The 13,610-nt window shown below is 71.3% G+C and carries 12 protein-coding genes; 8 read left to right on the top strand and 4 right to left on the bottom strand.

All coding sequences use genetic code 11. The annotated features are described in order from the left end of the window. Nucleotides 1-261 precede the first annotated feature (261 nt). The 5 genes from QIT00_RS31230 (at nt 262) to aroA (ending at nt 6,004) form a co-directional block, all read left to right on the top strand. The gene (locus QIT00_RS31230; RefSeq protein WP_282538814.1) at nt 262-885 is read left to right on the top strand and encodes an isochorismatase family protein; all 624 of its coding nucleotides are present in this window, start codon (nt 262-264) and stop codon (nt 883-885) included. Then, a complete protein-coding gene (locus QIT00_RS31225) occupies nt 882-2,834 on the top strand; it encodes an anthranilate synthase family protein (protein WP_282538813.1) in 1,953 nt (650 codons plus the stop codon). Before QIT00_RS31230 ends, QIT00_RS31225 begins: the two co-directional genes overlap by 4 nt. A 139-nt stretch (nt 2,835-2,973) precedes the next feature. Further along, the gene (locus QIT00_RS31220) at nt 2,974-3,477 is read left to right on the top strand and encodes a transketolase-like TK C-terminal-containing protein (protein WP_282538812.1); all 504 of its coding nucleotides are present in this window, start codon (nt 2,974-2,976) and stop codon (nt 3,475-3,477) included. Further along, entirely contained in the window at nt 3,474-4,694 is a 1,221-nt protein-coding gene (locus QIT00_RS31215) for a transaldolase family protein (RefSeq protein WP_282538811.1), read from the top strand. Before QIT00_RS31220 ends, QIT00_RS31215 begins: the two co-directional genes overlap by 4 nt. Further along, nucleotides 4,691-6,004, top strand: a complete 1,314-nt coding sequence (aroA, locus tag QIT00_RS31210) for a 3-phosphoshikimate 1-carboxyvinyltransferase (protein WP_282538810.1) — start codon at nt 4,691-4,693, stop codon at nt 6,002-6,004. The genes QIT00_RS31215 and aroA overlap by 4 nt, the downstream gene beginning before the upstream one ends. On the opposite strand, the gene QIT00_RS31205 is transcribed toward aroA, so the two are convergent. Beyond that, nucleotides 5,922-6,761, bottom strand: coding sequence for a methyltransferase domain-containing protein (locus tag QIT00_RS31205; protein WP_282538850.1), 840 nt, complete (start codon nt 6,759-6,761; stop codon nt 5,922-5,924). The genes aroA and QIT00_RS31205 overlap by 83 nt on opposite strands. A gap of 11 nt (nt 6,762-6,772) precedes the next feature. Further along, a complete protein-coding gene (locus QIT00_RS31200) occupies nt 6,773-7,879 on the bottom strand; it encodes a helix-turn-helix domain-containing protein (protein WP_282538849.1) in 1,107 nt (368 codons plus the stop codon). 517 nt (nt 7,880-8,396) lie between these two features. Here QIT00_RS31200 and QIT00_RS31195 point away from each other — a divergent pair. The 3 genes from QIT00_RS31195 (at nt 8,397) to QIT00_RS31185 (ending at nt 10,025) form a co-directional block, all read left to right on the top strand. Then, nucleotides 8,397-8,906 carry an NUDIX domain-containing protein gene (locus QIT00_RS31195; RefSeq protein ID WP_282538809.1) on the top strand — a complete coding sequence of 170 codons (510 nt, stop codon included), beginning with the start codon at nt 8,397-8,399 and terminating at the stop codon, nt 8,904-8,906. A 105-nt stretch (nt 8,907-9,011) separates the two neighbouring features. Beyond that, nucleotides 9,012-9,377 (top strand): hypothetical protein, encoded by a 366-nt coding sequence (locus tag QIT00_RS31190; RefSeq protein WP_282538808.1) that lies wholly within the window; start codon nt 9,012-9,014, stop codon nt 9,375-9,377. A 261-nt stretch (nt 9,378-9,638) separates the two neighbouring features. Beyond that, nucleotides 9,639-10,025, top strand: a complete 387-nt coding sequence (locus QIT00_RS31185) for a hypothetical protein (RefSeq protein WP_282538807.1) — start codon at nt 9,639-9,641, stop codon at nt 10,023-10,025. Between the two features lie 249 nt (nt 10,026-10,274). Here QIT00_RS31185 and pabB read toward each other — a convergent pair whose 3' ends face one another. Beyond that, entirely contained in the window at nt 10,275-12,434 is a 2,160-nt protein-coding gene (gene pabB, locus QIT00_RS31180; protein ID WP_282538806.1) for an aminodeoxychorismate synthase component I, read from the bottom strand. 98 nt (nt 12,435-12,532) lie between these two features. Then, nucleotides 12,533-13,360, bottom strand: a complete 828-nt coding sequence (locus tag QIT00_RS31175; RefSeq protein WP_282538805.1) for a methyltransferase domain-containing protein — start codon at nt 13,358-13,360, stop codon at nt 12,533-12,535. Nucleotides 13,361-13,610: the final 250 nt, after the last annotated feature.

Below are 13,610 nucleotides of genomic sequence, written 5' to 3'. Positions count from 1 at the left end.
GTCGGCTCGTTGAGGTGAGTTGAGTTCCGCTGAGCCCTGCCGTGTCCGGTGCGCGAACCGGTACGGCGGGGCTCACGGCTGTGCGTACGGCAGGGCTCACGGCTGTGCGTACGCCTGCGCCAGACCGCCGAGGCCCAACCCCGTTGTCCCGTACCGGACTTGATGGACTTCGTGCCACCTGACGGAGTGCCCCCGATCGCGTTGGCCCGGCCGGATGTGCGTCCTCAGAATCGGCTGACCACGCATGACGAGAGGATCTCCATGGCCGGTCTGCCGTCGATCGACAGTTACCCGATGCCGCTCGCCCCTGCCGTGCCCGCCAGCGTGCCGCAGTGGTCCGTCGACCCCGAGCGGGCAGTGCTGCTCGTGCACGACATGCAGCGCTACTTCCTGAAGCCCTTCCCCGAGCCGCTGCGCTCCGAGCTGATCGCCAACGCGGCCGCGCTGCGGGACCACTGCGCCGCGCAGGGCGTCCCCGTCGCGTACACGGCGCAGCCCGGCGGGATGACGCCCGAGCAGCGCGGGCTCCTCAAGGACCTGTGGGGGCCCGGCATGCGCACCGCGCCCGCCGACCGTGAAGTGGTCGACGCGCTGGCGCCCGCGCCCGGCGACTGGCAGCTCACCAAGTGGCGTTACAGCGCCTTCTTCAAGACCGACCTACTGGAGCGGATGCGCCGCGCGGGGCGCGATCAGCTGATCGTCTGCGGTGTGTACGCGCACGTCGGCGTGCTCATGAGCGCCGTCGACGCGTTCACCAACGACATCGAGACCTTCCTGGTCGCCGACGCCGTCGCCGACTTCACCGAGGACGACCACTGGCTGGCCCTCACGTACGCGGCCCGCCGCTGCGCCGTCGTCACCACCACCAAGGAGGTCATCGGATGAGCCAGTACAGCCAGAACGGCCCGAACAGCAGGGGCGGCCAGGACAGCCCGGACCGAAGCGATCTGCTCGGGCGGGTTCTCGCGCCCAACCCGCCCGCCTTCGCCGTGCTGCACCGGCCCGAGACCACCGGTAAGGACGCCCTCGACGTGCTGTTCGGCAGGGTGTCGCTGCCCCGCACCCTGGCCGGTATCCCCGTGCCCGAGACCGGCCCGGAGGGCGGTGCCGCGACCGGCGAGGCGTACCAGGAAGTGCTCGCCCTGATGCCGTACCGGCAGATCGCCGAGCGCGGCTTCGACGCCCCCGATGACGGGGCACCGCTGATCGCCCTCGCCGTCACCGAGCAGCAGCGGGTGCCGCTCGACGAGGTGCTGCGGCGGGTGCCCGACGCGGCGATCGAGCTGCGGGGCAGTCACTTCGACGTGGACGACGCCGCGTACGCCGACATCGTGCGCCGGGTCATCAAGGACGAGATCGGCACCGGCAAGGGCGCCAACTTCGTCATCAAGCGGTCCTTCACCGCCGAGATCACCGACTACGGCGTGCACCGCGCCCTCGCGTTCTTCCGCCGGCTGCTGCAGCGGGAGCAGGGCGCGTACTGGACGTTCATCGTGCACACCGGCGACCGCACCTTCGTCGGCGCCACCCCCGAGCGGCACGTCAGCCTCGCCGACGGCACCGCCGTCATGAACCCCATCAGCGGCACCTACCGCTACCCGAGCTCCGGGCCCACCCTGGACGGCGTCATGGACTTCCTCGCCGACCGCAAGGAGGCCGAGGAGCTCTACATGGTGGTCGACGAAGAGCTCAAGATGATGGCGCGGATCTGCGAGAACGGCGGCCGGGTCGTGGGCCCGTACCTCAAGGAGATGGCACGGCTCGCGCACACCGAGTACTTCATCGAGGGCCGCACCGACCGGGACCCGCGCGAGATACTGCGCGAGACCATGTTCGCGCCGACCGTCACCGGCAGCCCGCTGGAGAGCGCCGCCAGCGTCATCAACGGGTACGAGCCGCACGGCCGCGGCTACTACAGCGGCGTCGTCGCCCTCATCGGGCGGGACGCGTTCGGCGGCCGCACCATGGACTCGTCGATCCTCATCCGCACCGCCGAGATCGAGGGCGACGGCCGCATCCGCATCGGCGTCGGCGCCACCCTCGTACGCCACTCCGACCCGGAGTCCGAGGTGGCCGAGACGCACGCCAAGGCCGCCGGGCTCGTCGCCGCCCTGGAGGACGGCGGGCCCACCCGGTTCGGCACCCACCCGCGGGTGCGGGCCGCGCTCGCCGAACGCAACGGCCCCATCGCCGACTTCTGGCTTGCCGACCACGGCGGGCGCAGCCGGGCCGAACCCTCGCTCGCCGGGCGCCGGGTCCTCGTCGTGGACGCCGAGGACACCTTCACGTCCATGATCGAGCAGCAACTGCGGTGCATGGCACTGGATGTGACGGTACGTCGGTTCGACGAGCCGTACTCCTTCGACGGCCACGACCTCGTCGTGATGGGGCCAGGACCCGGTGACCCGCGCGAGATCGGCCACGCCAAGATCGCCCACCTGAACAAGGCGATCCGCACGCTCCTCGACGAGCGCAGGCCGTTCCTCGCCGTGTGCCTCAGCCACCAGGTGCTCAGCATGAACCTGGGGCTCGAACTGCGCCGCCGGGACGTGCCCAACCAGGGCGTGCAGCGGGATATCGACCTGTTCGGCAGCCGTGAACACGTCGGCTTCTACAACACGTTCGCCGCACACAGCCCCAGCGACAAGTTCGACGCCCCCGACGGCACCGTCGTCGAGGTCAGCCGCGACCCGGGTACGGGCGAGGTGCACGCCCTGCGCGCCCCGCACTTCACGTCGATGCAGTTCCACGCCGAGTCCGTGCTCACGCAGGACGGGCCGCGCATCGTCGCCTCCCGGCTCGGCGAACTCGCCAAGGGGATGCTCGTCGTGTGAGCGCGGGGTCCGTGGGCCTGGTCGTGGGGTGCCGTACCGGGGGCTGCGCCCCCAGGCCCCCCTCTCCATCGGCCTGCGGCCTCGTCCTCAAGCGTCGGACGGGCTGAATTTGCCCCCGTACTTAGGAGTTGAGCGCCCTGTGCACACCACCCAGGTGACCGTCCTGCGGCGCGAGCAGGATCCCCTCGCCCCGGACGACGAGACGGAACGCGGCGGCTACGTCCTCGCCGAGGCCGACGGCGGGCGGCCCGACGTCGTGCTCGTCGCCACCGGCCGAGGCGACGAGGTCCATGTCGCCCTCACCGCCCGGGAGATCCTTCAGCAGGAGGGCACCGCCACCCGCGTCGTGTCCATGCCGGACGTCGCGTGGTTCCGGGCGCAGCCCGCGGAGTACCGGGACACGGTCCTGCCGCCCGGCGTGCGCGCCCGCGTCTCCGTCGAGGCGGGTGCCGCACTCGGCTGGTACGCGATGCTCGGCGCGGCCCGGGAGAGCGTCGGTCTCGGCCCGGCCGGCGCCGGCGCCGCGTACGAGTCGCTGCGCCGGCACGCCGGACTTACCCCCGAGCGCGTGGCCGCCGCCGCGCGCAGCAGCCTGCAGCGGGCGGCGGCCGCCCCGTGTTCGGGGGTGAGCAACCCGCCATGACCAGTGCCGTGTTGCAGCGCCTGGCCCGTGCCGGTGTCGCCGTCTGGCTGGACGGCCTCGACCGGGACCGGCTCACCGGCGGCCTGCTGTCCGGATTCGTCCGCTACCGCCAGGTCACCGGAGTCACCACCCACCCCGCCCACCTCACCCGCGCCCTCGCCGACGGCACCGCCTACGACCAGGATCTGGTGCTGCTCGCCGGGCTCGGCGCGAGCCCGGAACAGGCCGCACGCGAACTCCTCGTCCAGGACGTGCGGCAGGCCTGCGACGTACTGCTCCCCGTGCACGCGGCGAGCGACGGCCTCGACGGGCACGTCTGCGTGGAGCTCGACCCGCGCCTCGCCCACGACACGGCCGCCCTGCTGGCCGAGGTGCGGCGGCTGTGGCGCGCGATCGGCCGGCCCAACGCGCTGCTCACCGTCCCGGCGACCGATCAGGGCACGGCCGTGCTCCGCGAGGCCACCGCGGAGGGCATCAGTGTCGGCGCAGGCCCGCTGTTCTCCGTACGGCGCTACGAGCGGGTCGCCGACGCCTACCTCGACGGGCTCGAAGCGGCCCTGGACGCCGGGCACGACCTGACGGCGATCGCCTCCGTGGCCGCCCTGTCCATCAACCGCGTCGACACCGCCGTCGACGCACTCCTGGCGCGCAGCGGCAGCCGCGAGGCCAGGGCCATGCGCGGCACCGCCGCACTCGCGGGCGCCGCACTCGCGCACGAGCAGTACGCGGCGCGCTTCGAGGGCTTCGAGGGTTTCGAGGGTTTCGAGGACTCCGAGGGCTTCGAGGACTCCGAGGGCTTGGCGGGGCCGGGCTTCGACGCGCCGGATTTCTACGCGCCGCGCTTCGATGCGCCGCGCTTCGACCGGCTCGCCCGGCACGGCGCCCGCCGCCAGCGTCTGCTGTGGGTGTCAACGGCCGTACGCGACAAGGCCGTTCGCGACACACGCTACGTCGAGCGCCTGATCGCGCCCGGCACCGTCAACACCCTGCCCGAGTCCACTCTGCTCGCGATGGCCGACCACGGCTCGGTCGTCCGCCAGCGCTGGACCCACGAGACCTACGACGACGCCCGCCACCTGCTCCGGCACCTCCAGTCCTTCGGCATCGACCTCGCCGGGGTCCTCGACCGCCTGGAGGACGACGGCCTGAAGCAGTCCGAGGAGCGCCTGCACCGGCTGCTCGACACCGTGGCCCAAGCACTGGAGACCCGGACATGACGACGACGTTCCCGCCCGCCACCGGCCCGACCGCCTCGACCGCCCCCAGCACCCTGACCGCCCAGATCCCGGGCTCCAAGAGCCTCACCAACCGGGCCCTGCTGCTCGCCGCCGCCGCACCCGGCACGTCCCGGGTGTGGGCGCCGCTGGTCAGCGATGACACCCTCGCCTTCCGCGACGCCCTCACCCGCCTCGGCGTCCGCGTCCGCGCCACCCCCGACGACGAGTACTGGGAGATCACCGGCACCGGCCGCCCCCTCGGCGACGCCCGCATCTGGTGCGCCGACGCGGGCACGGCCGCCCGCTTCCTTCCCCCGTACGCGGCCACCGGGGAAGGGGAGTTCGTCTTCGACGGCTCCGCGCAGCTGCGCGCCCGACCGCTGCGTCCGCTGGCCGACGCGCTCACCCGGCTCGGCGCGCGGGTCCGTTCCGACGGCCCCGGATCGCTGCCCCTGACCGTGTCCGCCACGGGCCTCGACGGCGGCAGCATCGCCCTGGACGCCTCGACGAGCAGCCAGTACGTGACCGGACTGCTGATCGCCGCGCCGCTCCTGCGCAGCCCGCTCACCCTCGTGGCCCGTGACCTGGTGAGCCGCCCGTACGTCGACATGACGCTCGCCCTGATGCGGCGCTTCGGCGCGACCGTCGAGGAGTCGGCCGACGGCTCGCTGACCGTCGGCCCCGGCGGCTACCGGCCCACGGACCTGGTGATCGAACCGGACGCGTCCACGGCCACGTACGTGTTCGCCGCGGCCGCCGCGACCGGACGGTCCGTCCGCGTACCGGGCCTCGGAAAGGCCAGCCTCCAGGGCGACTTGAGGTTCACGGACGCGTTGCGGCGGCTCGGCGCGCATGTCGAGGTGGCCTGTGACGCCACGACCGTCACGGGCACCGGGCGGCTGCGCGGCGGCGTCTCACTCGACATGGGCGAGATCTCCGACACGTTCATGACACTCGCCGCGATCGCCCCGCTCGCCGACGGCCCGGTCACGATCCGCGGCGTCGCCCACGCCCGCCTGAAGGAGTCGGACCGCGTCGCGGCGATGGCCCGCAACCTCGCGGCCTGCGGCATCCGCGTAGAGGAGGGCCCGGACCGGCTCACCGTGCACCCCGGGCCACCGCGCCGGACGACGATCGCCTGCCACCGCGACCACCGCATCGCCATGGCCTTCTCGGTCCTCGGCCTCGCCGCCCCCGACACGATCTCCCTGGACGACCCCGGCTGCGTCAGCAAGACCTTTCCGGGGTTCCACGCGGAGTTCGGGCGGTTGTTTCCGGAGTACGAGCTGCCGTTGTGCGTGCGCGAGTGAGGTGAGGGACGGGCTGGTCCGGCCTGCCGAGCCAGACCGCCGTCCCCGCCCGGGTGACTGTGACCCCGAACCGTTCCCGCGCGGGCCGCCCGTTGCACAGCCACCAGTCGTACGCGTCCTCCACGACGTCCCACAGCCGCTGCGGCCCGGCCTGCCGCACGGTGCGGGTACTCGCGCGGGCCCAGGATCCGTCGGGGGTCCAGATGCGGCAGCCGGTGATCCGGTCGGTGTCGTCCAGGTCGGTGGATGTTGCCGCGCCGGGCAGCGCGAGGGAGAGCAGGAACGGGAACGAGTCGCTCCGTGCGAGTGCGGTCGGGGCGAGGCGGGTGGGACGCTCGTCCGGCGTGCCGGGGTCGCCCGGATACGGAGCGGCTCCGGTTTCGCCCGCGGCCCGTACACCCATGAAGTACGAGCGCGTACGCAGGAATTGACCGGCTGCGGTGCCGTCCTCGCCGACAACCAGGCGTACGGTCCCCGACCCGAGCGGGCAGACGATCAGGCCGCCCGGCCGGACCTGCTCCACCCATGCGTACGGGACGGCCGTGAACCCGCAGGTCGCGATGAGACGGTCGTACGGCGCCCGGGCCGGGTGCCCGGCGCGGCCGTCGCCGGTGCGGACGGCGGGCGTCTGGCCGCAGGCGCGTAGTCGTTCGTCGGCCAGCAGGGCGAGACCCGGGTCGACCTCGATGGTCGTGACGTTCGCCGAGCCGAGGCGGGCGGTGAGCAGCGCGGCGTTGTAGCCGGTGCTGGTGGCGATCTCCAGGACTGTCAGGGGCCAATTTCCGACATGAGTAGCCGCAGCGTCAGCGAATGCTTCTCGGGTGGCAGTGCGTCCATGGCGCGCTGGGCGTAGGCGACGCCTCGGGAACGGTCACCTGAGCGAGCCAGCATGAGCCCACGGTGAAGCTCAAGGTGAGTTGCGAACCTTGGGAGCTCAGCGGGGAGTTCCCTTCGTGCTGCGTCTTGAGCCTCTACCGCCCCTTTCTCGTCGCCGAGGCGCGCGAGGAGCAGCGAGCGGAACACATTCAAGCGCCAATAGGGCACCGCGTAGTCGGAGGTCTGTTCGTGCGATCCGGAACGGTCGAAGATGCGACGCCCTCGAGTGTCCAGCTTTCTCGCGGTGTCGTAGTTACCCCGGAGAGCAGCAGCATGAGCCTTGCCGTAGATGGCATTCAGAAGTCCCAGAGAGGGCTTGTCTGCGCCGATCGCCAGGGCTTGGTCTCCAAGTACGTCAGCGACGCCGAGAGACGCCCCTTCGTAGCCAAGAGCGATGGCCGCACGACCGCGAACCCATACCCTCGCTGCGTCATTCTGGGATTCGTCTGCTGCCTCCGCTGCCATGCGGTACCAGTGGACAGCCTTTGATCCGTCCGATCCTGGGAATGTCTTTGCGTAGAGCGTCATCAAGCGACTTGCAGCGGACCAGAGTTGAGGCTTGTCCAGCTGTTGCTGGATAACCACCAGCTCACCGGATACCCGGCGCTGGATATCAGCCGCACCCATCGACATGTAATCAGTTCCGTACGCGGCCAGCTTGGCCTCCCACGCGTCCGGGGAGGGCCCGCCGTGAAGCCGGGCAGAGAATCCAGTGGACAGCAGATCGGATGCCACGACGGGCGCTATGGCGGCACCCGCTGCATCGGTCAGGAACGTACGTCGCTTCACATCGTCCTCAAGCACTGCTAGGGGCACGTCGAGCACTGCGGACAAGCACCGGAGGTAGAACGCCCCCGGCCTCACCTTGCAACGTTCCCAGCGGCTCACGTACTCCCGATCCAGGTTCGTCCCGAAGGCAGTGTTCAGCTCCGCTGCCAACCGCCCCTGAGACCAACTTCGTGCCTTACGTAGATTCCGAATCAGCGCCCCGAGCGTCATGTTCTCCATGATGCCTCAGACGACAACTCAGGGGAGTTGTGAAGGCACTTGCCCCTACTGTTGCCCCTAGGGCGGCCGTGCACTCCCGCCGACCCTGAAGCCATGACGGGTGAAATGGTGCACGCCCCGGCGGGGACGAAGTGCGGTAGGTGTGATCGGGCGCTAGGTCCCGGTGAGTTAGCAGAGCGCGACTGGGTGGACAGGGCTTCCGGCCCGCCCGCTGTTGTCTATCGGCACTTCGAGTGCACTCGGGACGGTCGCTATGCCCGCTGACATCCCCGAGCCGTACCGCGACACTCCCGAGGGCCCCTGGACGGCGCACGGCGGGTACCGTGACCCTGCTCAGGAGTGGTCTTTGTCCCACGCCCCGCGCGGCTCCCTGCGAGCCCCTACCCTTGCCGCCACTGCGCTACCAGCGGACGTCAAGACTCGCCGTGAAGTGCCCTCGCTGACCGGCGAGCAACATAGGCCAGCGGCTGGAGAGCCTGCCCAACAACCCGGCCGACGAAGGAACCTCGTGGCTCAGCCGACAACCGACGACCAGCAGCCCAAAGCCCTCAAGCCCGCCCTCGAATCCATGACCCTGTTGGTCGCCGCTGTCATCGTCCACGACCTGGCCACCAACCGGGTCGTCCTCCTGCAGCGCAGCCAGAACGTCAAGTTCGCCCAGGGCATGTGGGACCTCCCCGTCGGCAAGAGTGAGCCTGGCGAGCCCATCACCGAGACCGCGGTCCGTGAGTTGTACGAGGAGACCGGCCTGACCGTGAAGCCGGAGGCGCTGAAGGTCGCCCACATCATCCATGGCGCCTGGGGAGTCAAGGCCCCAGGCGGCTTCCTCACCGTGGTCTTCGCCGCGCACGAGTGGGCGGGGGAGCCCGAGAACCGGGAGCCGCGGAAGCACGCCCAGGTGCGGTGGGTCGATGCCGATGCCATTCCTGAGGAATTCGTGGACACCACTGACAGTGCGCTTAGCCGTTATCTCGACGGTGGACCCGAGGTCTCTCTCGATGGCTGGAGCAGTCACTGACCGGGCAGGCATGACTCGTCATTCCTGAACGACTGCTCGCGTGACGGAACGGTCCGTGACCTTGGCGGAGGTGACGATGACGGACGGCGAAAGGCAGGACCAGACATGTCGCAGACCGAGGGTGCGCGGTTGTTTCGCGAATCGTGGATCGCGGGGGTGCGGGCGCACTTTCCCGGTGAGCCCAAGCCGGGGTACGTCACACCGTGGGAAGACACCCCCGACTGGGAGCGGCAGGCCGCGGGCGCGGTGTTCGAGCAGGTGCGGCAGTTCCTGGAGCTGAGTGGCGGCCACGCCTCGCGGCTGTCGCGCGAGCAGAAGAGCCGGTTCGTCGCGACGAGTTGGACCGCGCAGATGTACCGCGCCTTCGACGACCCGAAGCCCGGGTACGTCGCCGACTGGTCCGATCTGCCCAAGTGGCAGCAGGAGACCGACGCCGACATCTTTGAAGCGGTCGAGAAGACCATGGACTGACCCGACCGGCTCTGCCAGCCTGAACCCTGCGACGTCTGCTCCATCGACCGCTGGGGAGACTGCATGAGGTTCGGGCGATCATCACGCAGGCGTCAGGCGGATTCCTCGGGCTGCCGTGCGTGCTCCAGGCGGCCGGCCGACGTTGATCCCGTCCTGACCTGTCCCGGCTGCGGAGCCGACTCCGCCATCGTCGCCACCGCCATCGCGTACCGGGCGCTGCACGACGGGCCGCAGTCGAGGGCCTGTGAGGCTTGCGAGGCGGTGACGATCGTCGTCGAACCCGGCATGGTCTGCCAGGGCTGCGAGCAGCTCTACCCGGACGTCGACGTCCGCTTGCGTGCGCGATACGCCGATGTCGGACCCGGGGACCCGGCCGACGCGCCGTGCGTCGGCTGCGGAAAGTACGTCACGCGCCCGAACCCTCCGCGACCGGCGCTCTACCACGACATCGACTGCCAGGGCTGCGATGCTCGGTTCGCCCTGTCCGAGCAGGACCTGACCGTCGGGCAGGGCATGCACATCGCGTGCGGCCGGTGCCGGACCGTCACCGTGGTGCCCGACACGGTGTGGTGCCCCAAATGCGGGCTGCACCTGCGTAAGCGGGGCATTCCCGAGCTGGTGCGGGACGCGACGCGTAGTCAGCGGTGACGACACGTTCCGTACCTGACACATCACCGCCCCCGCCCTTGGCCCCCACGCCCAGGCGGAGGACCATGCAGGTGTGGGGGGAGACAGCCGACGTCGATGCCCCCGTACCCGGCTGCCTCCCCCACACGAACCCCGTACGAAGCCTGTATGAACCGTACGAAGCTCGTGCAGCCCCCCAGACAGCGGCGGCCGTGCCCCCTCTCCCCCCGTCGAGGGCACGGACCGCCGCTTCTTCGTTGTTATGCCGCGTTACGCCGCCGCCGGTGTTGTCCGGTCCTGGTCCCAGGGGCCGACCAGGCGTACCGGGGGCTTTCCGGAGCGCGGGAACGTGCTGCCCGTGAGGGCGAGCAGGGGGCGGGACTTGACCGCCGTCTCCTCGAACTCCGCCTCCGGGGAGGACAGGGCGATCACGGCGCCGCCCACCCCGTACCGCAGCCGGCCGGGGGTGAGGACCGCCGTGCGGATGACCACCGAGAGGTCGGCCGCGCCGGAGAGGGAGAAGTAGCCGATCGCGCCCGAGTAGACGCCGCGCGGGCCCGCCTCCAGGCCGTCGATGATCTCCATCGTGCGGACCTTCGGCGCGCCCGTCATCGAGCCGGGCGGGAACGCCGCGCGGACGCACTCCACCGGCGAGCTGTCCGCGCGCAGCCGGGCCCGTACGGTGCTGACCAGCTGGTGGACCGTCTCGTACGTCTCGACGTGGAAGAGCTCCTTCGCCTCCACCGAGCCGAGTTCGGCGCAGCGGCCCAGGTCGTTGCGGACCAGGTCCACGACCATCAGGTTCTCCGCGCGGTCCTTCTCGTCCGTCATCAGCTCCGCGACCAGCTCCGCGTCCTCCTCCGGCGTGGCCCCGCGCGGGCGGGTGCCCTTGATCGGCTTGGACTCCACCTGGCCGTCGGCGCCCACGCGTACGAACCGCTCGGGGGAGGTGGACAGGACCGAGAGGTCGCCGAAGCGCAGCAGCGCGCCGAACGGGGCCGGGCTGACGCGGCGCAGCAGGCGGTAGCTCTCCCACGGGTCGAAGGCGCCGCGCGCCTCGGCCATGTTGGTCAGGCACACCTCGTAGCTCTCGCCGGCGGCGATCTCCTCCAACGCGGCGTCGATCAGGCCGAGATACGCGTCCCGGTCGTGGCGCAGCGTCACCTCGGCTCCGGTCATCGGGACCGGTGCGCCGGCGCGGGGGCGGCCGGCCAGGCCGTCGAGGACGCGGGCGGTGTCGTGCAGCCAGCGGTCCGCGGCGTCCGTACGACCGTCCTCGGCGAGCGCGAGGAGGTACGTCCTGCCGGTCGCGTGGTCGAGCACCACACCCCGGTCCGCGAAGACCATCGCCGCGTCCGGCTCCTCGGCGCGGTGCACCGCGTTGCCGCCGCACTCCGCCTTCAGCTCGTAGCCGAGGTAGCCGACCCAGCCGAGCGCGAAGTCGAAGGGCAGCGGCGGCACCGTCGTACGGAGTGCCGCCAGGTCGCGCTCCAGCCAGGTCAGGAAGTCACCGGAGACCACCTCGGTGCCCGCGGCCGAGTGCACCGCTGTCGTGTTCGTCCATATGTCGGCCTCCACCACGCGGGCCAGCGGGCCCGACGCGTCGCCCATGAAGGAGAAGCGGCCGAGCGCGCCGCGTGAGGGCGCGCCCGTGCTGCTGTCCAGCCAGAACGCGGTCGTGCTCGCGCCGAACAGCTCCTCGTACACCGCCTCGTCGCTCCAGTGGCTCCTCAACTCCTCGACCAGGACGCGGAGTTGACGCGGGGGAGCCGGGGTCTCGCGGGGCGGCTCCGGCACCGTACGGGCGGGCTGCGGGAGTTCCAGCTCGGGGGCGTGCGCCGGGCGCTCCGCGTGCCAACGGCGGGCCGACTCCACGAAGTTGGTGAGCAGCGTACGGCCGTGCCGGGTGAGGATCGACTCCGGGTGGAACTGCACGCCCCACATCGGCCGGCCGCGGTGCCGAAGGCCCATCAGGACGCCGTCCGGGCTCCACGCGGTGGCCTGGAGGCAGTCCGGCAGGTCCGTCACGGCGAGCGAGTGGTAGCGCACCACCTCGAACGGGGAGGGGATGCCCGCGAACAGGCCGTCCCCGTCGTGCGAGACCTGCGACAGGCGGCCGTGCCGGGGCTCGGGCGCCCGTGCGACCGTCGCACCGTGGGCGAGTGCGATGCCCTGGTGGCCCAGGCAGATGCCGAGCAGCGGGAGCTCGCAGCGCTCCACAAGGTCTCGGCAGATCCCGAAGTCGGCGGGGCGCTCCGGCGTCCCCGGACCGGGCGACAGGACGACGGCGTCGACCTCGGCGAGGCGCCCGACGTGCCAGTCCGGATCGTCGTTGTGCACGACGACCGGCTCCTCGCCGGTGATCTCGGCCAGGTGGTGGACGAGGTTATGGGTGAACGAGTCGTAGTTGTCGACAAGCAGGATGCGCACGGTTGATTCCCGTATTCCCTCGTGAGACGGCATGGGCAGTGCTGTGCGGTGCGGTGCGGTGCGGTGCGGTGATGTGCGTACGTGCGGCGGTGGCGCGCTCAGCCGGTCGTACGGGGTGCGGCCGCGGCCGCGGCGCGGGTGCGCGCCCCGGGCAGGACGGCACCGAGGCCCGCGGGCGCGGCAGAAACGGGAGCGGCAGAAACGGACGCGGCAGAAACGGGAGCGGCGGACACGGGCGCGGCGGACACGGGCGCCGCGGACACCTTGATCAGCATGTGCTCGACCAGCTCCCGGCCCTCCCGGATGCGGATGCTGCTCAGCACGTCGAGCTCGCGCCCCGACTCGTCGGCGATGGCGTGCAGCCCGGCGAGGTCACCGCGGTCGCTGAAGTGCAGCAGGGCCGAGCCGCCCGGCGTGGTCCGCAGCGGGGCCTCGACGAGATAGCGGCGGTGGGCGGCGTAGCCCGGGTCGACGTACGCGCACTCGTGGAGCGACTCGTAGGCGTAGCCGGCCGGAGCGAGCACGAAGTTGGAGTGCCAGTAGACGGTGTCGAAGCGCTGGTCCGGGTCGAGCGCGTCGAACAGGTCGCTGTGCCGGGAGGAGACCCGGTCGGCGACGCCGTGCCGCTGCGCGTTCAGCGCCGCGTTCTCTACGGCGTGCTCGTTGATGTCGGTGGCGAGCACCCGGTCGCAGCCCGCCAGGGCGGCGCTCACCGCGATGATGCCGGTGCCGCAGCCGATCTCCAGGAACGAGCCCTGCCGCGGGACCTGCGGGCCCTCCACGAAGCCGAGCAGCTCCATGGCCGCGTCCGTCGACGCCGAGTACGGCGGCGCGAACACCTCGGGCAGCAGCGTCCAGTCACGCCCCCGCATGGTGAACACCCCCGGCCGTTCACCGTCGGCCGCCGCCTCGCGGCTACGCTCCAACGACCGTACATAGCTTCGGATCTGCAAGCTCACAACTGCCCCCTTCCGGGGCGGAGCTGATCTGCTCCGCGCCCCGCGGCATGAGCCTCGGTCAGGGCGGCACCCGCCAGGAAGGTGGTCTCAGGACACCGCGGAGCCGTCGCGGTGGTGCTCACAACACCGCTGCCCGGCAACGGTCCTGGTCAACGTTGACGTCCTGAATGTTCGAGAACTATTTTCAGCCGCGCCGGGCGGTGCCCGGTCCAGAGGG

Origin of the sequence: Streptomyces luteolus (assembly GCF_029968015.1) — a bacterium.
GTDB classification, from domain to species: domain Bacteria; phylum Actinomycetota; class Actinomycetes; order Streptomycetales; family Streptomycetaceae; genus Streptomyces; species Streptomyces luteolus.
Note: the sequence above shows the minus strand (reverse complement) of the source record. Positions and strands in the feature narration are given on the sequence as shown.